General features: G+C 41.5%; 16 protein-coding genes and 1 pseudogene. 8 read left to right on the top strand and 9 right to left on the bottom strand.

Annotation, left to right across the window (positions count from 1 at the left end):
• Positions 1–57: 57 nt before the first annotated feature.
• Positions 58–2,316, bottom strand: a complete 2,259-nt coding sequence (locus KQP93_RS18075; RefSeq protein WP_217877460.1) for a TonB-dependent receptor — start codon at positions 2,314–2,316, stop codon at positions 58–60.
• A 267-nt stretch (positions 2,317–2,583) separates the two neighbouring features.
• Here KQP93_RS18075 and KQP93_RS18070 point away from each other — a divergent pair, with 267 nt between their 5' ends.
• From KQP93_RS18070 to KQP93_RS18060, 3 genes are all read left to right on the top strand, one after another.
• Positions 2,584–3,591, top strand: a complete 1,008-nt coding sequence (locus KQP93_RS18070) for a LacI family DNA-binding transcriptional regulator (RefSeq protein WP_217877224.1) — start codon at positions 2,584–2,586, stop codon at positions 3,589–3,591.
• A 101-nt stretch (positions 3,592–3,692) separates the two neighbouring features.
• Positions 3,693–4,943: an MFS transporter gene (locus tag KQP93_RS18065; RefSeq protein ID WP_217877223.1), complete on the top strand. Its 1,251-nt coding sequence runs from the start codon at positions 3,693–3,695 to the stop codon at positions 4,941–4,943.
• Between the two features lie 9 nt (positions 4,944–4,952).
• Complete coding sequence (locus KQP93_RS18060; protein ID WP_217877222.1) at positions 4,953–6,461, top strand: trehalase family glycosidase; 1,509 nt, start codon at positions 4,953–4,955, stop codon at positions 6,459–6,461.
• Positions 6,462–6,544: 83 nt separating this feature from the next.
• On the opposite strand, the gene KQP93_RS18055 is transcribed toward KQP93_RS18060, so the two are convergent.
• Both KQP93_RS18055 and KQP93_RS18050 read right to left on the bottom strand, forming a co-directional pair.
• A complete protein-coding gene (locus tag KQP93_RS18055; protein ID WP_217877221.1) occupies positions 6,545–6,931 on the bottom strand; it encodes a hypothetical protein in 387 nt (128 codons plus the stop codon).
• Between the two features lie 110 nt (positions 6,932–7,041).
• A pseudogene (locus tag KQP93_RS18050) lies at positions 7,042–7,227 on the bottom strand (catalase); the annotation flags it as partial.
• A 222-nt stretch (positions 7,228–7,449) separates the two neighbouring features.
• Between KQP93_RS18050 and KQP93_RS18045 the strand changes: the two are divergent.
• Positions 7,450–8,661 carry a sugar efflux transporter gene (locus tag KQP93_RS18045; RefSeq protein ID WP_254907773.1) on the top strand — a complete coding sequence of 404 codons (1,212 nt, stop codon included), beginning with the start codon at positions 7,450–7,452 and terminating at the stop codon, positions 8,659–8,661.
• A gap of 56 nt (positions 8,662–8,717) precedes the next feature.
• On the opposite strand, the gene KQP93_RS18040 is transcribed toward KQP93_RS18045, so the two are convergent.
• From KQP93_RS18040 to KQP93_RS18030, 3 genes are all read right to left on the bottom strand, one after another.
• Positions 8,718–9,803 carry a methyl-accepting chemotaxis protein gene (locus KQP93_RS18040; RefSeq protein WP_175081686.1) on the bottom strand — a complete coding sequence of 362 codons (1,086 nt, stop codon included), beginning with the start codon at positions 9,801–9,803 and terminating at the stop codon, positions 8,718–8,720.
• Positions 9,804–9,991: 188 nt separating this feature from the next.
• Positions 9,992–12,391, bottom strand: a complete 2,400-nt coding sequence (locus KQP93_RS18035; RefSeq protein ID WP_217877220.1) for a TonB-dependent siderophore receptor — start codon at positions 12,389–12,391, stop codon at positions 9,992–9,994.
• Between the two features lie 152 nt (positions 12,392–12,543).
• Positions 12,544–13,764 (bottom strand): MFS transporter, encoded by a 1,221-nt coding sequence (locus KQP93_RS18030; RefSeq protein WP_217877219.1) that lies wholly within the window; start codon positions 13,762–13,764, stop codon positions 12,544–12,546.
• Positions 13,765–13,902: 138 nt separating this feature from the next.
• On the opposite strand from KQP93_RS18030, the gene gtfA reads away from it, so the two are divergent.
• A complete protein-coding gene (gene gtfA, locus KQP93_RS18025) occupies positions 13,903–15,375 on the top strand; it encodes a sucrose phosphorylase (protein WP_217877218.1) in 1,473 nt (490 codons plus the stop codon).
• Here the strand turns inward: gtfA and KQP93_RS18020 are convergent.
• Entirely contained in the window at positions 15,372–16,403 is a 1,032-nt protein-coding gene (locus KQP93_RS18020) for a LacI family DNA-binding transcriptional regulator (RefSeq protein ID WP_055021617.1), read from the bottom strand. The genes gtfA and KQP93_RS18020 overlap by 4 nt on opposite strands.
• A gap of 129 nt (positions 16,404–16,532) precedes the next feature.
• Here KQP93_RS18020 and KQP93_RS18015 point away from each other — a divergent pair, with 129 nt between their 5' ends.
• On the top strand, positions 16,533–17,204 hold the full coding sequence (locus KQP93_RS18015; RefSeq protein WP_217877217.1) for a YoaK family protein: 672 nt from the start codon (positions 16,533–16,535) through the stop codon (positions 17,202–17,204).
• On the opposite strand, the gene KQP93_RS18010 is transcribed toward KQP93_RS18015, so the two are convergent.
• The gene (locus KQP93_RS18010) at positions 17,194–18,102 is read right to left on the bottom strand and encodes an AraC family transcriptional regulator (protein ID WP_054562517.1); all 909 of its coding nucleotides are present in this window, start codon (positions 18,100–18,102) and stop codon (positions 17,194–17,196) included. The genes KQP93_RS18015 and KQP93_RS18010 overlap by 11 nt on opposite strands.
• 177 nt (positions 18,103–18,279) lie before the next feature.
• Here KQP93_RS18010 and exaC point away from each other — a divergent pair, with 177 nt between their 5' ends.
• On the top strand, positions 18,280–19,800 hold the full coding sequence (gene exaC / locus KQP93_RS18005) for an acetaldehyde dehydrogenase ExaC (protein WP_217877216.1): 1,521 nt from the start codon (positions 18,280–18,282) through the stop codon (positions 19,798–19,800).
• 734 nt (positions 19,801–20,534) lie between these two features.
• The gene (locus KQP93_RS18000) at positions 20,535–22,019 is read left to right on the top strand and encodes a S41 family peptidase (protein WP_217877215.1); all 1,485 of its coding nucleotides are present in this window, start codon (positions 20,535–20,537) and stop codon (positions 22,017–22,019) included.
• A 104-nt stretch (positions 22,020–22,123) separates the two neighbouring features.
• On the opposite strand, the gene KQP93_RS17995 is transcribed toward KQP93_RS18000, so the two are convergent.
• Entirely contained in the window at positions 22,124–22,585 is a 462-nt protein-coding gene (locus KQP93_RS17995; RefSeq protein ID WP_217877214.1) for a hypothetical protein, read from the bottom strand.
• Positions 22,586–22,620 lie beyond the last annotated feature (35 nt).

The following is a 22,620-nucleotide window of genomic DNA, read 5'->3' as shown; positions in this document are numbered from 1 at the left end:
TATAAAACACTGTGGCTTGGGTATTGATTTTACAATCAAGGGATTAGGGAGTTATTACTAAAATTCATAGCTAATGCTTAAGCGTGTAGTACGAGGCATAATGTAACGACCATTTGGTGCATCAGCATTACGAGGGTCACCTTCAGTGATACCTTGCTCGTCAGTTAAGTTATCAACCGCTAACTGTACTTTAATACCTTCCATAGGCTCAACAATTAAACCTATGTCTACTTTTTCGTAACCTTCTAACACAACTGTGTTTTCGTTGTCACCCCAACGATCATCAACTGCTGAGATTGTGCCGTATAAGGTTGCATACATGTCGCTTACTTCAAAGTCATAGCTTGGTGTTACACGTACTTGCCATTTTGGCTGACGTTGGCTTTCGTTACCTTCATTGCCTGGGCTTTCTGTGATTTCAGTTTCTTGAAGTGTTGAGTTTAAGTTAACGGAGAAACCAGATTCGTGGTTGTAGTTATAATCAAGCTCAATACCGTATGCTTCGTTGGTTAAGATTTCAGCTGGTACACCAGGGCGACGAACAAAGGTGTCACCTTTTACTTCATTAGTGAAGAGTGTTGCGTAAAAGTCGGTGCTATCAGTTAATAGTTTATAACCAAACTCGGCTTGTGTTACCTCTTTAATTAGCTTTTCGCCACCTTCATATGCACTAAAGTTATCGCGGAAGTCGTCGAAGTAAGGCATTTTATAACCGCGGTTTACGCGAGCAAATACCCCCATATCATCGGTAATTGAGTAGTTAATACCCGTTGTCCATGATGTTTTACTTTCATCATATTGAACAGACTGAGTGATCACACCATCTAGATCTTCATCAACTGAGTATTCCACCTCGTGGTTTTCAAAACGAATACCTGCATCAAGTGTAAAGTCATCGTTGAATTTATATTGAGCCGTTGTGTAAAACGCATTGGTGCGTGCATCACCTGTTGAATTGATATCGTAGTTAAAGCCACAACCATCAACACTTGCATTACACTCGATGCCGTCTAGCATTTCGCCACCTGCTTCAAGCACGTGGTACGCAGTGTTACCTAAGCTCCACCAGTCATTTGCTGATGTGCTGGCTGTGTAATAACCAAAGGCCAGTGATAAGTTATCAAGCTTTTTAGCGAATGCTAAATCATTGGTGAATGCGCTAATTTCTTTTAATACTACCCAACGGCCAAGTTGTTGAACCGCAGTGTCTGCATCGTACTCTGTGCCAGTTACAGCACCTGTTGCTGTCTCACCGTTAGCAGCCACTGCACCCACTGTTGTTGCAGAGCCTGCCGGTACTAAGCCGTACGTGTTTGCATCACCTTTGGTGAAGTTAAAGCGATCTGTAAAGCTCCAGCCGTTATCAAATTCAAGTTTGATGCTACCGCCAGAAACATGACCTTTCCAACCACGGCCTTCACCTAAGTCGATTTGTCGTTCGTCATTATTTGGGCCTGTGTAAATAGTTGCTTGGCGATTTAAAGTACCTAGTTGCGTGTATTCAGCATCAATACCGTCAACATTCAGTGGTGTTGGTAAGTACCAAGCACCGTGGTCATCTGTTTGACGGGTGTATAAATTAATGGTGCCGTTTTCTAATTCTTTGGTGATATTAATTGTGAACTGGCTGCCTTTTTCTGATGTGAAACCCGCATCACGAATACCTGGTGAGCTTTTAACATAACCACCCACCATAAAGTATAGATCATCAGAAATCTCACCACTTACCACAGCATCAAGTCGCTGCAAGTCATAATCTGAGGTCGTGTATTTGAAAACACCCTCGGTGTATTCACCACCACGCTTTAAACGGAAATTCGTTGTTAAACCAGGCTGGCCGTTTGATACAACAGGGTTTGGACCACCGCGCAGTGCTTCCATCGTTTCAATGGTTTCATCTAAACGGAATAACGACGAGTTTTCTAAAAATGATAAAGTTGGCGCAGGGTAAATTGGTGAGCCTTCAAGACTCAATGTTAAAAATGGCGCATCGCCACCACCGGGAAAACCACGCACAAACACGTTTGCGCCAGATTCACCACCTGAACTTTCTACCCACACACCTGGTACGGCTTTAAACAAGTCAGCTGTACTTTTTGGCGATAGTTTAACTATTTGATCGGCATCAATGTTTGTCACGGCGTAACCAGCGTCGATTTTACGAACACCGATACCGGCAGGTGTGCCCGATACGACAATTCGTTCTACTTTTTCATTTGCTGATTTTTGCGGCTGTTCTTCGGCCATTGCAGTTTGGCCGCTGATTGCTAGCAGGATTGCAGAGGCTAGTGCACTGCGAGTATATGTTGTTGTCATCATTGTGTGTTCCCATTTCCTTTTGTGTGTAAAGCAAGTTATTGAAACGATTTTTGCAATTGTTAATGCCTTGCTTTTTTAAACCATAAAGATTTATGCAAACGTTTGCAATTTGTTTTTTGAACTTTTTGTCCTTTTTTTATACACAGGATGAGGTGGCCAGTTTTTACTTACTGAAAAAATATTATGCTCATTGGCGCAGCGATTTAGCCAAAATGATGGTATATTGCCAGCATATGTTTTAAAGGAAGGCAGTGTTTCAGTATCATGAACGATAGAAAATTAAAGTTAGCCGATCTTGCTAAATTAGCCGGTGTTTCTACGTCGACAGCATCCCGTGCACTCAATGATAACCCTTTGATAAAAAAGGAAACTAGAGACAAGCTTCAACAATTGGCAAAAAAACATAACTTTAGTTTAAACACAGCTGCTAGCCGCCTTCGCACCCAAAAAACTAATGTTATCGCGGTTATTATTAACCTTGACGGTGATACAGAACAGTCTATTAACGATCCTTTCTTACTTAAAATTGTTGGTGAAATAAATTTAGCATTAAATAAATTCGGCTTAGAGTTATTACTTTCTAACTCATTTATGGCCAGTGATGATTGGGCTAATTACTTTATCAATAGCCGCCGCGCCGATGGCATTATTGTGGTCGGTCAAGGTAAAAGCCAAGCAAATATTGAAGCAGCAGCGGATGCTGGCGTCCCTTTAGTTGTATGGGGCGACCCAAAAACACCCAGTCGCTACCCAATTGTTGGCAGCGATAATTATTTTGGTGGTCGGCTTGCAACTGAGCACTTATTGGCAAATGGCGCTAAAAACATATTGTTTTTAGGCGACCCTGGGCACGCTGAAATTAGTGAACGCCACCGTGGTTACTTAGATGCTGTTTCTGAAGCGAAAGTCACGCCTCACGTGCTTTCTATCGATATTACTAGTAGCGCAGCTTACAAAGGAATTAACCAATTATTGGTAGAAAAAGGGCTGTGCTTTGATGGCATTATGGCGTGTAGTGATATGGTGGCTTTTGGTGCGATGAAAGCCTTGAAAGAACGTTACATTAGTATTCCAAATGACGTTGCCCTTGTGGGCTTTGATGATATTGCCATGGCAGATATCAGTCATCCGTCTTTGTCGAGTATTAAACAAAATACCCAACGTGCTTCAGTTATTCTTGTTGAAAAATTGTTAGCCCAGTTAGCAGGGCAGTCTACAGAGTCTCAAGTTGTTGAAATAGAACTAGTAAATAGGCAGTCGAGTCAGCGCTAAGCCTATCGAATGTTAGCAATATGTGTAATTTTAAATGCAAACGTTTGCATTTTATTTTGCCCTAAACTAGACTGAATAAAAATAATCATAGGTTGAAGTGAATGAATCCTATAAGAATAACTATCGCGTTGGCATGCAGCTATTTTGTATTTGCTATTATGCTCAATAGTGTGGGCACTGTTATTTTACAAGCAATCAATAGCTTAGATGTAAGCAAAACTCAGGCGTCTGTTCTTGAAGGATTTAAGGATCTAAGTATTGCCATAGTGTCATTTTTAGTGGCGTCATTTATCCCTCGCTTAGGCTATAAAATTGCCATGCTTGGCGCTTTATTACTGGTTACAGTGATGTGCTTGGTTGTTCCGAGTATTGCCGATTTTTGGGTATTAAAAGCGCTCTTTGCAGCAATTGGTTGCAGCTTTGCTGTAATGAAAATCTCTGTTTATTCTGTTATTGGTCAAGTGACTGATAATGCTAATAAACACTCAGCGTTATTAAACACCATTGAAGGGGTGTTTATGCTTGGGGTGTTATCAGGTTACTGGATTTTTGCGTTATTTATTGACGCTGACAACCCGCAAAGTAGCCACTGGTTGAATGTTTATTACTTGCTTGCAGCGATTGTTGCGGTAGCGTTTGTTTCTGTGATTGCGGCACCTATAAAATCGCCAGAACTAAAAACTAATCAGCAATCTCAGCTACGTGACTTTATTGACATGTTAAAGCTGACTTACCAACCCCTGGTGCTTATTTTTGTTGTTAGTGCATTTATGTATGTACTTATAGAGCAAGGCGTGGGCACCTGGTTACCGACCTTTAATAACCAAGTTTTAAAATTACCTGTTGATGTCAGTATTCAACTGGCTAGTTTGTTTGCCGCTGCGTTAGCGCTTGGTCGTTTGGTAGCAGGGCAAGTACTTAGATTTATTAGTTGGTTTAGTTTATTAATGGGCTGTTTGGTCGCCATGGGTGTGCTCGTATTATTGGTGCTGCCTTTGACTCATGATGTTGATGGTAGCCAAGTGAAAAGTGTGTTTGATGTGCCTTTTGCAGCATACATGCTGCCGTTGATTGGCTTTTTTATGGCACCGATTTACCCGTTACTTAACTCTGTGATGCTGAGTTCACTTGCTAAGCACAAGCATGCGGCTATGACAGGTTTAATTGTGGTTTTTTCAGCATTAGGTGGAACAACAGGCTCAATTATTACGGGCTTTGTATTCGATAAATTTAGCGGTCAGCATGCGTTTTATCTCACATTAGTGCCAATAGCCTTGCTATTAATCACTGTTTCAATTTTTAAGAAAATCAGTCTAAATCCACAGTATCAAGTGACCTCAAGCGCAGAATAAGGGATTATCATGAACTTCGTTAATAGCCAATTATTTAAAGACGTACAGCTTGCAGAAGTGTTTGCTGATTCAAAAATGTTTGCCGATGCAGTGCCAAATTTATCTTGGCAAAGTGCTTGTGAGTTGTATCAACTCGTCGGCCCTTTAAGAGGTGATGAGCTGCGTGAATTTGTTATGTCGAACTTTGTGTTTGCTGACCAGACTATCCCAACAGCTAAATTAGATACCACATCAGTTAAGCAATATATTGTTGATTTATGGCCGCATTTGCATCGCAATGCTGATACTGATTTAGCAAGCTCACTGATGCCACTTGAATTTGATTACATTGTGCCGGGTGGTCGTTTCCAAGAAATTTATTACTGGGATAGTTATTTTACAGCCTTGGGTTTAGAAGATAGTGGCGACTTGACGACAATTGAAGCCATGGTTAATAACTTTATAGATCTACAAGAACGTAATGGCTGTATTCCAAATGGTAACCGTGTTTATTATAGCTCTCGCTCGCAACCACCTGTTTTGGCGTTAATGTTAGCGTTGCTATGGGATGCTAAATATAAACATGTAGCTGACTTAACTTGGCTGGCAAACGCCGTAAAAGCACTTGAAGCTGAGTATCAATTTTGGATGCAAGGCTGTAACGACCTTAGTGGTGAAACACCAGCCATTAGGCGTGTTGTTAAAATGCCCAATAAGTCTATTTTAAACCGCTATTGGGATAGTGCGGTAACACCTCGCCCTGAGTCATTAAAAGAAGATTTACATGACGCTGAGGGGCTAACAACTGAGCAGCAACAAAGTTATTTTCAACATATTCGCGCTGCATGCGAGTCTGGCTGGGATTTCAGTAGCCGTTGGCTGAGCGATCATAGTGACCTAAAAAGCATTGAAACAACCAATATTATACCGGTAGATTTGAATAGCTTACTGTATAACTTAGAGCATACGTTATCTCGATTTTACCGTTTACTTGGTGAAGAACAAAAGAGTCAGTCAATCGCTGAGCTGGCTACACTTCGCTTAGATGCAATTAATACCTACTGTTGGAATTCTGAGAAGGGCGTTTATCGTGATTACAACATTCGACTCAATCAGCAAAGCAGTGTTGACTCAATGGCAATGGCTGTTCCTTTGTTTGTAGGCGCTGCATCTGTACAACAGGCCATGCAAGTAAAGCAAAAGCTGATGAGTGAGTTCTTAAAGCCCGGTGGTTTAGTGACAACATTGTGTAGTACACCGCAGCAATGGGATAGCCCTAACGGCTGGGCGCCGCTGCAATGGTTCGCTGTAAAAGGTTTAATTGAATATGGCTTTGTCAGCGAGGCACAGGCGATCATGAAAAACTGGCTGAGTATGATCGAAATGCGCTTTGCAGAGGATAAGTGCCTACTTGAAAAGTACAATGTGTGTGAATTAGTCAGCCGTGCCGGTGGTGGCGAATACACTGTACAACAAGGGTTTGGCTGGACGAATGGCGTAACATCACGTTTTTACAAACTACTCAATGATAAACTTTGAGCTTTGCCAGATATTCGTATATTACTTTAAACTATTAGTAAGTGTGGCTGAGTCCATACATACTATTATAGTGTTCTTTTTATTCATTTCGTTTCTTGAGACTGTTGAGTGTATTTATTCATAAAATATAATGGAATACAAAGTATTAATAATCCCAGCCATTGCCATAATGGAGCAAAAAGAAACACCAGCGCTGATTGTGCATCATGAGAAAAATAGATTGAACTTAAGGTCACAGTACCAAATAAGACACACATTATAGTGACAATAAACGAAGCGATTTGTGTCAGTCTTGTTTTACTCTGTTCAACCATCCACGCCATTAATAAATAGGGCGAAATACCCCATAAAACAAAGCCAATTGGCAGACTTTTTGAACTGTCAAAATTATCAATAGTGATAACGGGGGTAATCATTGCAGCTAAAACAATAAGAGAATAAGCGCATTTGGAGAAAGTAATCCATTTCATAAATAATACTTAATTAACTGAATGCTATAAGTATTTATTTTGATGGGTAATTTAGCCGAAAGTTCAACTCAGTGCCTTCTCATTGTTTCGCTTTTTTATATTGCGTAAGTAAAGCGTTGCAGTTTTTGAATTAGATGAACGTCTTCAAGTAAAACGCTGCCACGCGGGCCAGCTGTAATAGAGTTTTGGTTATCACCTACAGCTGCACCATTGTCTTTGGTAAGTGTAGCAGCGGATGCAGGAAGGCTGATTACAAGAGCAAGTGCGCTTAAAGTCAGTGTGCGATTAAATTTCATAATAAACCTCTTCAAAAGTCACCAAGGCATTGGCGTTTTGTTGCAGCCATTATATGAAGGTGTTTTGGTTTGGTAAAACTGATTGTTTCTATCATGATGATAGAAACAATCAGTTATGGGCTTAATTTAATTTGTATTACAAAATGAAGTTTTCGCTAAAACTGTGTATAATTTGCGCCCTTTAAATATCTATTCACGTGTCGTATTAATGTGGGGTTGTGAGTGAAAGCATTGCTTAAACAGCATGGTGTAATTTTTATTCTTCTAAGTATGCTAACAGGGTTAATGGGAGCATTTGTTAACCCGTTAATGAGCTTATTCATTGTCGAAGGGCTGCAAACACCGCCCGTGTATTTAGGTGTTTATATGGTGGCGGTCACCATTACTGGGTTAGTTATTAGTCAGTGGTTAGGTGGCATGGCTGATAAAGGCACCAGTGCGCGAAAATTATTTATGGTGGCTGTATCAGGTATGGTGTGTGCGTTAGTGACCTTTGCGAATGCCACTGCATTTTGGCAAGTCTTGCTCGCAGGTGTGTTGTTTCTTGCGATGGGCAATGCGGCAATTCCGCAAATGATGACCGTGGCAAGGCAATGGGCGGGGCGTCAACAGAACATCGACATTACCAGTTTTAATTCCCGTTTACGTGCTGCTATTTCCTTTGCTTGGGTGGGCGGCCCGCCGCTTGGTTATTTGTTAGCCGCTGGAGGCGAGTTTAGTCGCTCGTTTTACTTTGCTGCGGTGTGTGCCTTGGTTGCACTTATCTTTGCATTTAAGTTTATTCCTGACTACAGCGCTAAAAAGTCGCAAAACGGCAGAGAGCCTGTAGCCGCAGCGAGTTTATCATTTTGGTTGTTGGGCTTAGCTATTATGCTTGGTTCAACGGGTAATATTATGTATTCATCGGCACTGCCGCTTTATAGCATTACTGAACTAGGATTTGCTGAACATACGCCCGGGCTGTTTATGGGTGTAGTGGCACTGTTAGAAATACCTATCATGCTGTATGGGGCAAAGCTTGCTAAAAAATACAGTAAAGTCGCGATGCTTGCGGTGGCATTTTGTTGTGCCATTGTATTTTATTTAGGAGTGTTTTTTGCCACTCAAGTATGGCATTTAATCGCTCTGCAAGTATTGAACGGCCTGTTTTACGGTATATTTGCAGGAATTGGCTTAACCGTATTACAAGATCAGCTCCCCGAGCGAATAGGGTTTACCTCTGCGTTTTACACGAACGCCATTAAACTGGGTGTTATGTGCGGGGCAGGGGCAACAGGGGTTGTTGCACAGTTTTATAGTTTTAGGTTTGCAACCCTTGGCTCTATGCTAGCTGCAAGTTTAGCTCTTGGATTCTTAATGTTGTTTAGCTATGTAAAGCGCCAAGAGCAGCAAGGAGCTGTTATGCCAGTGCTGCAAGAAGGCTTAGTTGAGTAACTTGATAAAAAAACCGAGCATCGTAGCTCGGTTTTATTACATTTAGTAATTAGGTATTAGCCATTAGCGATTTGATCCAGTAAATGCATGACTCGTTCACTGGCTGCTTCCATCTTATTAATGTGATTAATAGCCGCGTCTTTATTGCCAGTTTGCAGCATGACTAAAGCTTCAACCCCATTGCGATGAACTTCACGATGTGGCTCTTCTAATTGACGAAATGCGTTATGTTGTTTGAAGCCATTTGATTGCTCTGAATTATACCATTTACCTAATCGGCACATGGTGTGATCTGAAAAGTCATCAATCGACTTATTACTTGTGCCATTGGCAACTGAGTAAACTTCACCTTTCCAAACAATGTGGTCTAGTTTTACGGTTTGCACAAATGAGCGTGTGGCTGCATTAATAATGGTTTCTTTCATTGAGCTACAGTGATTCATGATAGAACCATAGTCATTGTTTAGCGTATCAAAACTGGTTGAAAGCTGAGTGTTATTTTGCTGGATATCTTCAACCGAGGTCACCGTTTCGCCAGTTTTATTGATGATCTCTTTTACCAGATCAGATACTTCTTGGGCTGATTTATTGGTGTTGGTTGCAAGTGTACGAACTTCGTCGGCAACAACGCTAAACCCACGACCAGCCTCACCAGCACGGGCAGCTTCGATTGCGGCATTTAGCGCAAGTAAGTTGGTTTGATCAGAGATTTTAGAGATGGTTGATACAAAGGTGTTGATGCTATCGGCCATATCAGACAGACCCGTAATGTTACTGGTCATGCTGCCCATTTTGCCTGCCATACTCGCCATTTCACTGACAATATGTTGCAGGGCGTTATTTGAGTCATTTAATAGTTGGCTTATTTGTAAAGTAACTTGGCTTTCTTCTTCGATAACAAGGTATGAGTCGAGTACAGTTTGGCGTACGCCCTCAATTTGCGTGATACATTCAATCGAACTATTCAATAAGTTGGCAAGGAACAGTTGGTCTGCATCATCAGCTTGCTGATGTAATTTTGCTTCTAAGCGTTCGTTTTCGTCACGTAATACGTGATTGTCGGCTTTAAGTGCCTCAACTTCAGCTAATAGCGCGTTGTATTGATCTTGGAGTAAAGAGTGGCTTTTGCTAGAGACAAACATGTATGTTCCTAATTTATATGGTTAATACCTACCCATGCTGATTATAGATCAAAGTATTAACTTATTATCAGTGTTTTTTATTAGAGAGAGGTTAATTACGACTATTTGATTAAGTGTAGTAGAAAAAATTGGTTATTAAAGCCGAAAAAGCCCAGTAAAAACTGGGCTAAAACGAGGGAGGAGAGTAATTAATAAAAAGAGTATTTTAAAGTAAGCGACGTTGTACGGCCGTTAATAGTACGGGCGCGGATAATGTCGTTATCTGGTACAGAGCCTTCTTCTGCTTCTGTGATACCTACGGTGTCGAACAGGTTGTTCACGTTAAGCGATAGACTTAAGTTTTCAGACAGATTGTAACTTACAAAGCCATTCACTTGCGTATAGCCATCAAACTCAAGGTCGTTACTGTCTTGTGCGTAAGCATCCGTTGTACCAATAAAGCTTAGGCCAGCAGCACCTTTGTCAAAGTTGTAAGTTGCCATTAGTGAGTAAATAAGGTCAGCTTGACGACGTGGTGTATTACCGACTAACTCAGGCGATAACGCATCTTTAGCAATTTCTGCGTCTGTCCAAGTAAAGTTACCACGGAAATCCCAATCACCTACGTAGTAGGTTGATTCAACCTCAATACCTTTTGCTTCGTACTCGCGGTCAAAGAATTTTTGTGATGTTGCTTCGAAGTTTTGCTCTTCAGTTTCTGCGTAGAATGCTGTTGCAAATACTGATAGTGAATCAAAACGTTTTTTCACACCGATTTCGTATTGGTTTACTTCATCAATTGCATCCGCTTCTGCAACCGAGCCATCTGCTTCTACTTTACCGAATAGTAAGCGGTCTGCATTTGCGCGGCCGCCTTTACTTAAACGGGCAAAAGTCGCAAAGCTTGGATCAATTTGGTAGTTCGCACCAATTGAGTATGAGCTGTAGTGCCAGTCGTAGTTAACAATGCTTGGATTTGCGTTATCAATACCAACAACACTTTGCTCAGGAATTGAGATAGTACCGTCGCCATTCATATCAACTGTTGATGTTACGGCACCTGCGTAGTTACCGCGCGCTTCACCTGAATCATAGCGAGCACTTGCATCAATGCTTAAATCGCCAAACTTAGTGGCTAAGTTAATGTAAGGTGCGCGTGTTTCGTATTCTGTATCGTAGTTACGTTGACAGCAGTTACCCCAGTAAGGTGTACCATAAGCGTACAAGCCATTATCTGAGTAGCTGTCGCCATTCGCAGCGTAAACGTCAAGTAAAGCTGCATTGTCGCCCTCTAACTCCATAACGTATGAGTTCCAAAGCCACGACATATCAATTGATTGGCTTGATGCAAAGTAACCAAATGTAACACTGGTCTCATCAGAGAACGACTTAGTTAGCTTAAGGTCATTAACGATTGAACCCATGTCATTGAGCGTTACATCGAATGTGTGAATACGCATTGCTAAATCGTCATCGCCATAGGCTTCGCCTGCTGAGCCACCATTTGCATAAACAAGCGATGCACCATCACCAGCAATACTAGAAGCAATAGAGCTTGCGCTTGCAACTTCAGCAGGAATAAGAGAAATAAAGTTACCGCTTACTGATGATGTTCTAAAGCGGTTTTCGATACGCCAGTCGTTTTCTAAATCAAATGCCGCTTCAAAACCTACTGAAGTAACAACTGGGTTCATACCGTCGGTCATATCACCTGTGCTGATTTGGTTATCACCGTTTAAACGCAGAGTTTGTGTGAAAAGCGCTGAATGCGGCGTATCAGATTGCGCATCGAAACCTGGAATTGAATCACCATCTGAGTACATTGGCATAGGTAGGTAACCTACGCTTTTATCATCGAGGTGTTTAAAGTAAACACGAACATAACCGGCATCAAACTCTTTAGTTAGGTTTGCCTTAATTTGGCCACCTTTATTTGATGTATAACCGGTTTCACGTGGACCTTCACCTTGGCGAACGAAGCCACCAATGTGATAGCGCACACTGTCGTTTAAATACGTACCATACTCAAAATCTGTGCGAATAGAGTCATAATCAAGGCCTACAGTGGTTGATACACTGCCTGATTCGTTCTCACCCGTTTTTGAAATAAAGTTGATGATACCACCTGGGGCGTCACTTGCTGCTGTTGATGCTGAGCCACCACGGATTGATTCAACACTTTGCACTGTTGAATCTAAGCGCATAAAAATATCTGCGTTACCAAAGGCAATATCGCCAAACTGCATAACTGGTAAGCCATCTTCTTGTAGTTGCAAGAATTTAGCACCGCCCGATGCAACCGGTAAACCACGTACCGCGATATTCGCGTTACCTTCACCGCCCGTAGATTCTGAACGTACACCCGGAATTGTTCTGAAGGCTTCTGCAGTAGAACGAGGTGTTGATACTTCAATTTCAGCTAATGTAACACTGCTAACCGATGAGCTTGATGCCATAATGGTTGTACGGCGTGGTACACCGGTTACAACGATTGTTTCAAGGCCGCTTTTTTTAGCCTCAGGTTGTGCTTGCTCTTCTGCGTGTAAGTTTTGGCTTACTGCTAATGCAAGCGCGCTTAATGTATAAAGGGCATGTTTGTGTGTTGTCATAATGTGCCTCGTCTCAATCCCAGATGGTTTGTTGTCTAAATTGTTATCTTAATCGATTAAGTAAAGATAACAATAATTTTACACAGTGCAAGTCTTTTTAGCGAAAAACTTGCACGATTTATGTTCGATAATTGATTTTTAACGATTTTTATTTAGTGGCTCAATGCACTGTGCTGCGCTAAAGCTTGCTCAGCAGGGTTTCGTAAGTAGTTATATAGCATGGCTAAAAACAGTAAACATGCGAAACCTGTTGCTAGATAAAAGCCGTAACGAATGTGTCCAAAGTAGTCGCTGATCACACCCATTAATAATGGGCCTGCTGCCGCAGAAAGGGCGGTAAAAAACAAAATAACCCCAGCAACTGCACCGTGCTGTTGCACCGCGAAGCAAGAAATACCTTTTGAGTTTAAAGTTGGGTAGATCATCGACATGAATAGCCCAGATAAAGGGAGTAAGAATACCGCCCAATCAACGCCGCCGAAGATTAAACCAAGATAACACAGTGCAATTCCTAAGCTTAAATACAGCATCGCCGCTTGCCAGCTGAAGTGATTTAACAGCCACACCGCTAAGAAACGCCCAGCAGCGCGTAATATGAAAAATAAAGTCAGTGCATAAGTTGCCAGTAATTGCCATGGGCCGTTGTAATCGCCAAGTAGAGTAGGCATCCATACATAAATAGCCACTTCGGTTGCAACATAAAGGGCAATCGCTAACGAAAAACCCAGTGCATAAGGGTTTTTCATCATACTCATTGTGGTTGCAAGAGAGGCTGGTTTTGCGTGCTCTTCAAGCTTTTTAGGTTTAGGGTAATCTGCACGCCAAGCAATTAAGGTTAAAATTAAACATAAAACCCCAGCGATAACGTAAAGGTAGGTCCAGCTTACCTGTTGGGTGATTAAAAAGCTGACAAGGGCAGGGCCTACAATGGCGCCAACACCAAAAAAGCCTTCGACCAAATTCATGGTTTTGGTGTGCTCTAAATTGTTTTTAGAAATATCACCTAACAGCGCCAAAGCACCGGTTTTAAATAACCCAATTGCAAGACCAATACAGCTAAGTAACACTACAAATATGCTAAAACTACTGCTAACGGCGAACAGAAAACAGCAAATGGTGAATATGCCGAGTCCCAGCATGATGGTTTGCTTGCGCCCAAAACTGTCGGCCAAAAAACCTAAAAATAGGCCGCTGAATGCAATGAGTGCCATCGGTGCATAATGGAATGCACTGGCTTGGGTCATAGTTAAATTAAATTCATTGATAAGCTCAGGAATGATCATACCAACCGCATCAGAGGTCATCGCAAACATAAAAAACATCATGTATGTCAGCCATCTAATGGTTTGCAAAGGATCGTGTGTTCTATTCATTGTTGTATCCCCACCTAAAGGTCTGCGCCTTTACTATGTATATTAGTGTATAAAAACTATAAAAACTGCTTGAATAATTTGCTGTCGTGGTTAAAGATATATCTTAATCGATTAAGTTTCAACTTGGTATTAACAATTATGATCAACAATAAAGTGCAATTAATCACCTACGCAGACCGTATTACTGGTCAAGGTATTGATGAATTAAGTAATTTATTAAATGGCCAACTTAACAATGTGTTTGCAGGTGTACATTTGTTGCCATTTTATAATCCTATTGATGGCAGTGATGCTGGCTTCGATCCTATTGATCATAGTGAAGTAGACTCGCGCCTTGGTAGCTGGGACGATATTAACGTGCTTGGTGCAAGCTATGACCTTATGGCTGACTTAATTGTTAACCATGTTTCAGCACAGTCTTTCCAATTTAAAGATGTACTTGCGAAAGGCAAGCAATCTGAATTTTGGGATTTATTTTTAACCAAAGACGATGTATTCCCAAATGGCATGTCTGAGGCTGAGCAACAAGCGATTTACCGTCCGCGTCCGGGTAGCTGTTTTACACCTATTGCGTGTGGTGATGGCCAAACCTATGATTTTTGGACCACATTTACCGATAACCAAATTGATATTAATGTGAAATCAACGGCGGGTATCGAGTATTTAAATACGGTGCTTGGCAAGTTTGCTGATAATAATGTCAACATTATTCGTTTAGATGCGGCAGGCTATGCGATTAAAGAAGCTGGCACAAACTGCTTTATGTTGGATGAAACATTTGAGTATTTAAATAAGCTTTCGGCACAAGCTAATGAAGCGGGTATGGAAACCATTGCCGAGATCCACAGCCATTTCCAGACTCAGGTTGAAGTCGCAAAGCGTGTAAATATGGTTTATGACTTTGCTTTACCACCACTTATTTTACACAGCTTGTTTAGCAATGATGCGCAAGCTTTACTGAATTGGCTAACCATTTCGCCGCGAAATTGTTTAACGGTTCTCGATACCCATGATGGCATTGGCATCATTGACGCAGGCCCAATGGGTGATAAACCGGGTCTATTAAATGCAGCAGAAATTGATAACTTGGTTGAAACCATTCATGAAAAGAGTGAAGGGCAAAGCCGATTAGCAACTGGTGCAGCAGCAAGTAATGTCGATTTATATCAAGTTAACTGCACATATTACAATGCCTTGGGCGCAGATGACTTTGATTACTTATTAGCGCGTGCAATTCAGTTCTTCGCGCCAGGTATTCCACAAGTTTATTATGGTGGCCTGTTCGCTTGTGAAAACGATATGGAATTACTGGCTCGTACCAATGTAGGTCGTGATATCAATCGCCCTTATTTAAATGCGCAAGACATTGATGCTGCGCTTGCTAAACCTGTGGTGAAAGGGTTGATCAAGCTGATTCAATTACGTAATGAGCATCCAGCATTTAACGGTGAGTTTATTGCGAAAGGTGAAGGCAGTGTGTGCCGTTTAAGCTGGCATGATGATACCAGCTCAATCGAGTTAAAAGTTGACTTTGCTAGCCGTGAAGTGATTATTGTTGACCACCGAGACGGCGAACAAAGTATTGTTGATTTGGCTGACTTTTTAGCCTAACTACTTTGACCCAATTGCAGTTGATAGTCGATTTCGGCTGTTTGCTGCTCTTTCGATAGAAACAAGGTCGCAGCAATGCGGCCTTTTTCTTCGCTATTTTGATGGACCGTTGTGAGTTTTGGCACAAATCGTTGGCCTTCATCTATGCCATCAAAACCAACAATTCTGACATCTTCTGGAATCGATAAGCCCATTTTTAATGCTTCGCGCATGGCGGCAAGGGCAATTAAATCACTCATACACAACAAAACGTTTGGCCTTGGTGTGCTGCTAAGCGCTTCTTTGGCGGCAATGCTGGCAAAGCGTTCACTGCTTTCTGGAATATTCCATGTTCTATCATCACCCAAGGTGATGCCAGCATCGCTGATTGCTTGGTGATAACCGCGCAGTCGTTGATGAGCAATCGACTGACCTGCTTCAAACTCATGATGTTCGTATACTCGGCATAATACGTCGTTATCGAGTAAGCGCAGGCCTAAAATAGCAACCCGATCATCATTTTTGTGCAGTGCATGCTTGGCAATATCGAAACTGGCTTGTTGGTTATTTACGTTTACAGAGGCATCACGACCGATGTTAAAATCAACCGTTACAACATGCTTGGCAACCTGTTTTAACTGTTCAACAAGTTGTTTATTACGAGGGCGACCATAACAAATAAAGCCATCAACAAAATCGACTACGCTATTTAGGTTATCGTTGTTACCTGAAAATAATAAAAGATTAATGCCATTTTTTTCGAGCACCGCCGATACACCGCGCATAAAGCTGCTAGCAACCGGATCTGATACCATATATTCAACGCTGTCTGGCAATACTAAAGCAACAATATTAAAGGTGCCTCGGCGTAATGATTGCGCCGCCTTGTTTGGGCCAAAATAGCCGAGCTTTTTACAGGCCGCCAAAATTTCTTCGCGGCGTGCTTTCGATAATTGATCAGGACGATTAAAGGCATTTGATACGGTGGCATTTGAAACGCCTAACTCTTTGGCAATACTTTTTAGCGTCCAAGTTTTTGGCTTTGTCATTGTAGGTTCTTAATCGATTTACTTAATGGTAAATTACCATATAAAGAGTCGAAAAAAAGTGTTTTTAGTCATAAAAATAGGCGTACCATAAAAGAATGAGTACGAGTGTGAGAAAAAGGCGAATAGTGAGTGATTTCTAAGTTACCAAAATGGGTTGAGATTGGCGCATTTATTTTGGCGCTGGTGGCTGGGTGTGTGAATGCGGTTGGTTTACTTAGCTTTGAGCATCAAGCGGTATCCCATTTATCAGGAACTGCAACCTTGCTTGGCGCAGATCTCATGCATGGCAATAGCCTTGATGCTTTACATTTATTAGGTGTATTACTGTCATTTTTAGTTGGGTCTGGTATTGCTGGGTTCTTGCTGCATAGTTCAGCACTTAAACTAGGTCGTCATTACGACACGGCATTATTGATTGAAGCTGGGCTTTTACTGGGCGCACTTTGGTTATTGTTTAATGGCTCGGGCTATGGGCACTTTTTAGCGTCTGCGGCATGTGGTTTACAAAACGCCTTGGCAACAACTTACAGTGGTGCAATTGTGCGTACTACCCATGTAACGGGTATCTTTACTGATTTAGGTATTATGTTTGGTCGGGTTTTACGTGGTGAGGCGCTTGATAAACGTAAGGCTAAACTGTTCGGCCTAATCATTATTGGCTTTATATTTGGTGGCTTAGCAGGGGCGTGGTTATTTGCACAAATGACCTTTGCGGCGCTTTATGTGCCAAGTGCTATTTGTATTCTACTTGCCTTAACCTATCGTGTTTATTCTCATCGCAATCCAGAACTTAATGGTTAGCGATACTTTTAGGTGTTGCGCCAAAGGCTTGTTTAAACACACGGCTAAAATGGCTTGGGTTATTAAAGCCTAATTGGTAACAAACTTGGCTAATCGCCTCGCCTTTTTCGAGCAGTTTATACGCTTTTTGCAAGCGTAATTGTTGTTGCCAAAGAGCGGGCGTAACACCAAATGCCAGCTTAAATTGCTGATAAAATTTACTGCGGCTCATACAGGCTATCTTACATAACACATCAATATCAATATTCTCAGCAAGGTGCTGTTCTATGTAACTTACTACATGGCTTAATGGGGTTGCGAGCTTGCCTTGCTTACAACTTGCTATCATTAAGTCTCGGCTTTGCTGCTGTAACAGACGGGTTATCAGTTCATTGAGTGATAAATCAATTAAGTAATCGCGGTGTTGTTCATTTTCACTAAATAGGGTGATCATTCGCTCCAGCAGTTGTTGAGTTTGCGGATTATGCTGGGCGTGCACTAACTTGGCTTGATATTGGAAAAAGTCATCCTGGGTAATTTGCTGGTTAAAATTAAGAGCATCAACTACTTGGCTTATTTTATCGGTACTGATTTCAATCGCTAAACAGGTTGTTGGCTGATTGAGAGATGCATTGGGAAAGTCGATTAGCACCCCTTGCTCTGGGGCAAGTACAAATGATTGGTTTGGTAAAAACTCTTCATGATAATCACTGTCGGCAACATGCATGATTTTTTTACCGCTGATCATGCCACAAAATAATAATTCAGTGGAATGTAAGGCCACTTTTTGGGCATCTAAATAGGTGTCGTAAATACTTAATTCAGCATGCTCGCCCGCAAAACTGACTTTATTTTCAATAAGCACATCAATACGTTGTCGTTTTTTATCTAAACTTCTATTGCTAACTGATGTGTTCATTGTTGCCTCGCTGTCGTCCTAAATTCTGGACAAATAGTCAAAAAGTCTGGACTAGGAATCAAGTGTGTTTTCAGTAACTGAGCTAACTTCAACTGTTAGCGGTTCATTAAACAATAACCTACCGCATAATTTAGTCAATGCTAAATAAAACACAACAATTTGAAGAGAGAACACATTATGATTTATGCAAATCCAGGTAGTGAAGGCGCAAAAGTTAACTTTAAAGCGCAGTATGAGAATTATATTGGTGGCCAATGGGTTGCCCCTGTAAAGGGAGAGTACTTTGAAAACATTAGCCCAGTAAACGGTAAAGTGTTTTGTAAAGTACCTCGTTCATCAAAAGAAGATATCGAACTGGCACTTGATAAAGCCCACGATGCAAAAGCGGCATGGGGGACTACGTCGGTCACCGAGCGTAGCAATATCTTATTAAAAATTGCCGATCGTATTGAACAAAACCTAGAAATGCTGGCAGTGGCCGAAACCTGGGATAACGGTAAAGCAATTCGTGAAACACTTGCGGCAGATGTGCCTTTAGCGGCTGATCATTTTCGTTATTTCGCCGGCTGTGTGCGCGCGCAAGAAGGCTCAATCGGTGAGATAGACGAAACCACAGTTGCTTATCATTTTCATGAACCACTGGGTGTAGTAGGGCAAATTATTCCTTGGAATTTCCCATTGTTAATGGCGGCATGGAAACTTGCACCAGCCCTTGCTGCGGGTAACTGTATTGTTTTAAAACCAGCTGAACAAACGCCAGCATCTATATTAGTGCTACTTGAAGTGATTGGTGACTTATTGCCTGCAGGTGTTCTAAATGTGGTAAACGGCTATGGTAAAGAAGCGGGCGAAGCGCTGGCAACCAGTACGCGAATCGCGAAGATTGCCTTTACAGGTTCAACGCCAGTGGGTTCACATATCTTAAAATGCGCTGCTGATAATATTATTCCTTCGACGGTCGAGCTAGGTGGTAAATCGCCAAATATCTTCTTTAACGATGTAATGGAAAAAGACGATGAGTTTTTGAGTAAGGCGATTGAAGGGGCCGTACTTGCGTACTTTAACCAAGGTGAAGTGTGTACGTGTCCATCGCGTTTATTTATTCAAGAAGATATTTACGAGCAATTTATTGAGCGTGTTCTTGCCAGAACTTTACAAATTAAGCGGGGTAATCCACTTGATACTGAAACCATGGTGGGTGCTCAAGCATCACAAGCTCAGTTTGATAAGATTCTAAGCTACATCGAAATTGGTAAAAAAGAAGGGGCCGAAGTCCTCGCTGGCGGCGAAGTGGAGCAACTGTCTGATGAGTTTAACGGCGGTTACTACATTCAACCAACACTATTAAAAGGCACTAACGATATGCGTGTGTTCCAAGAAGAGATTTTTGGGCCGGTAATTTCAATGTCGACTTTTAAAGATGAAGACGAAGCGTTAGCCCTTGCTAATAGCTCAGAATTTGGTTTAGGTGCTGGTGTGTGGAGTCGAAACATGAACCGTGCTTATCACTTCGGTCGTAAAATTGAAGCGGGCCGTGTTTGGACCAACTGCTATCACATGTACCCAGCACACGCTGCGTTTGGCGGCTATAAAAAGTCAGGCATAGGTCGCGAAACACATAAACTCGCCCTTGATCATTACCAACAAACTAAAAACCTATTAGTAAGTTACAGTGAGAATCCACTGGGCTTCTTTTAAAAGCAATTTCTTATTGTTGTCGAAACTACCCAAACGCCACATCTAGTGGCGTTTTTATTTTATAACGGGCATAAAAAAGCCCGGCGAACACACAAGCCAGGCTTTTCGACAACAATTTGGTTGAGTCACCGCAAGTGCAATGACTCGGAATAAAAAAGCTTAGAGAACACACAAACTAAGCTTTTGACAACAATTTGGTTGAGTCACCGCAAGTGCAATGACTCGGAATAAAAAAGCTTAGAGAACACACAAACTAAGCTTTTGACAACAATTTGGTTGAGTCACCGCGTGTGCAGTAACTCGGAATAAAAAAGCTTAGAGAACACACAAACTAAGCTTTTGACAACAATTTGGTTGAGTTACCGCGTGTGCAGTAACTCGGAATAAAAAAGCTTAAAGAACACACAAACTAAGCTTTTGACAACAATTTGGTTGAGTTACCGCGTGTGCAGTAACTCGGTATATAAAAAGCCCAGAGAACACACAAGCTAGACTTTTTGTGACAACAATTCGGTTAGCGCAAACACTCTCAATGGTGTGAAGCTGTTTAGCTTAAAAGCGCTGATGGGTTAACTTTAGAGTAATCCTTCTAAATCGACAAACGATTAAAATAAACCTGATAGATGAATTTTTTTAATCTATTAGCATGTGAAGTGATTTTTATTGCCACAACAATGCCTTAGTGATTAAATAGGGTGTTTTTTAAACATAATAACTATTTAAAATGGATTTTTATGAAACGCTTGACGCTTTACTCATCACTCATCTTTACAGCTCTGAACTTTAGCCCTTTTAGTATTAACTTATCTCACGCCGATGAGGGCGGTACAGTCACACACTCTGAAATTAATTGGTCTGAACTTGCTATAAATGATGTTGAAGCGGCTTATCAGTTGTCGGTTATCAATCACCCAGGGATGCATGATGTACGTAACCCAGGTTTTGCTAAACAGCTCGAAAAAGCAAAGCAAGAAGGCTTAAAACTGGCTGTAAAAGCGCATAGTTCACAAGGTTTTGCTGCGGCTATTGCACGCTTTAGAACTGTTCTACAAGATGGTCATGCAGGAGCGGTTGATACCCTACCAAGAGAACTAAAGCCACAAAGAAGTTGGCCGGGCTTTTCAACAGTTTGGCGCGGTGATGCGTTGAAAGTCTATTACAGTGAATTAGATACGGTTGCCAAAGGCGATCAGCTCGTAAGCTGTGATAATGCAGCAATTAATACTTTGCTAGTTGAGCGTGTTTTTCGTTATTACGGCGAAGTAGAACAACCCGGTAGTTGGTGGAACCATGGCTGGCGACTAACGGTTGATGATGGAAACCCGTTTTTGTCGCCACTTGAAAGCTGCACGTTTGAAAAAGCCGACGGCTCTTCTTACAGCTTAAAGTTAAACTGGCGTATTAGGCCTAATAGTGTCAGTGAAAAGCTTAAAAACGCTTACAACGGTGATAAGTTACCAATTGAGCTCAACTGGCCATTAGAGGATATTGCTTGGATCAGCATGCCAACTTTTGCACCCAATGAGCAGCAGCAAGCAGATTATCAAACAATGCTGAGCGCCATTGAACAGCAACATGATAAGTTAATACAAGCTAAAGCTGTGGTGCTTGATCTTCGTCATAATCAAGGTGGCTCATCGATGTGGAGCGAGCAAATAGCCTCAGCACTTTGGGGTAGTGAACAGTTTAAATATGGTCGCTATGAGTTACACAAAAATACCCAAGTGTGGTGGCGAACTTCTAAAGGGAATACTGACTATTTTGGCGATGTAGTCGCAAGCTATGATAAAGCTAGCCCTTGGTATCAATGGTTAAAGACAACCCACGAAAGTATGCAGGCGGCTTATCAAAAAGGTGAGCAATTTTACGTCGAGATACCTGCAGCAGAGCAACAAGCAATGCCAAAAAACGCCAGTCAGTTTACTACACCAGTTTATGTGATTGTGCCAGGGCAATGTGCCAGCGCTTGTTTAGATGCACTGGATAGTTTTAAGCTGTTTGCAAACACACAATTAGTTGGCGCACCAAGTAGTACAGACTCTACCTACATGGAAGTGAGGCTCGAAACCCTTCCTTCAGGTTTTGCTAAAGTCATTCTGCCGATAAAGGTTTATGTAAATAGACCACGTGAAAAAGGCTTTTATTATCAACCTGATATTAAATTCAATGAACTTGAATGGACCACACAAGCGCTTGTTAAAATGATAGCCGAGTTGTAATTAAACATTATCTTTAGTAAAGCGTTTGGTAGACCCCTGAGGGAAGGAGTTGAAGTGTTGACCTTGCGTGAAGAAGAACAACACTTTTTAAATTAAATTGTATATTAACAAGCTAATTCTGTAGCAGGCTCTTCTGCTAACCAGTTTAGAGCCGCTGTTTTTGACCTAAATACACTCATTACCATACCAGCTCGTTTATACAAATTGCAGTAGGTATCGCTAAGCAAACTGCCGCCTTCAAGCCCTTCTTTTATGACTAAGGCTGTTTTAGCCGGTGCGATGCCTTTTCGTCGAAGCTCAACAAAATACACCATTAGTTTTTCAAGTGCCCCGGGGGTTGCCATGCATGAGTTTTCAAATTCAACCAATTCAAACCATTGACCATAATCAGCGCTGAGTTTGTTGATGTAATCTTTTTGCATAAAAGAATGCGCGTCAATAATCTCTTCGTTGAAAGGCCCTGTGGCAGTAGTTAAAAGCACATGCTCACGTTGATAAAACTCTACGAGACCATGGGGTTTAAAATCTTTGAATGGATAATGGTTGGTTGATACTTTTTTATGCATCCGTTCAATCCCTGAATATTTATTGAGCTATTGAT

The organism is Pseudoalteromonas shioyasakiensis (assembly GCF_019134595.1).
GTDB classification, from domain to species: domain Bacteria; phylum Pseudomonadota; class Gammaproteobacteria; order Enterobacterales; family Alteromonadaceae; genus Pseudoalteromonas; species Pseudoalteromonas shioyasakiensis_A.
This window is presented reverse-complemented; position numbering and strand designations above follow the sequence as displayed.

Excerpts from the sequence above, each read along its gene's own strand:
- KQP93_RS18075 (WP_217877460.1), bottom strand. The coding sequence starts at position 2,316 with ATGACAACAACATATACTCGCAGTGCACTAGCCTCTGCAATCCTGCTA.
- KQP93_RS18070 (WP_217877224.1), top strand. The coding sequence starts at position 2,584 with ATGAACGATAGAAAATTAAAGTTAGCCGATCTTGCTAAATTAGCCGGT.
- KQP93_RS18065 (WP_217877223.1), top strand. The coding sequence starts at position 3,693 with ATGAATCCTATAAGAATAACTATCGCGTTGGCATGCAGCTATTTTGTA.
- KQP93_RS18060 (WP_217877222.1), top strand. The coding sequence starts at position 4,953 with ATGAACTTCGTTAATAGCCAATTATTTAAAGACGTACAGCTTGCAGAA.
- KQP93_RS18055 (WP_217877221.1), bottom strand. The coding sequence starts at position 6,931 with ATGAAATGGATTACTTTCTCCAAATGCGCTTATTCTCTTATTGTTTTA.
- KQP93_RS18040 (WP_175081686.1), bottom strand. The coding sequence starts at position 9,803 with ATGTTTGTCTCTAGCAAAAGCCACTCTTTACTCCAAGATCAATACAAC.
- KQP93_RS18035 (WP_217877220.1), bottom strand. The coding sequence starts at position 12,391 with ATGACAACACACAAACATGCCCTTTATACATTAAGCGCGCTTGCATTA.
- KQP93_RS18030 (WP_217877219.1), bottom strand. The coding sequence starts at position 13,764 with ATGAATAGAACACACGATCCTTTGCAAACCATTAGATGGCTGACATAC.
- gtfA (WP_217877218.1), top strand. The coding sequence starts at position 13,903 with ATGATCAACAATAAAGTGCAATTAATCACCTACGCAGACCGTATTACT.
- KQP93_RS18020 (WP_055021617.1), bottom strand. The coding sequence starts at position 16,403 with ATGACAAAGCCAAAAACTTGGACGCTAAAAAGTATTGCCAAAGAGTTA.
- KQP93_RS18010 (WP_054562517.1), bottom strand. The coding sequence starts at position 18,102 with ATGAACACATCAGTTAGCAATAGAAGTTTAGATAAAAAACGACAACGT.
- exaC (WP_217877216.1), top strand. The coding sequence starts at position 18,280 with ATGATTTATGCAAATCCAGGTAGTGAAGGCGCAAAAGTTAACTTTAAA.
- KQP93_RS18000 (WP_217877215.1), top strand. The coding sequence starts at position 20,535 with ATGAAACGCTTGACGCTTTACTCATCACTCATCTTTACAGCTCTGAAC.
- KQP93_RS17995 (WP_217877214.1), bottom strand. The coding sequence starts at position 22,585 with ATGCATAAAAAAGTATCAACCAACCATTATCCATTCAAAGATTTTAAA.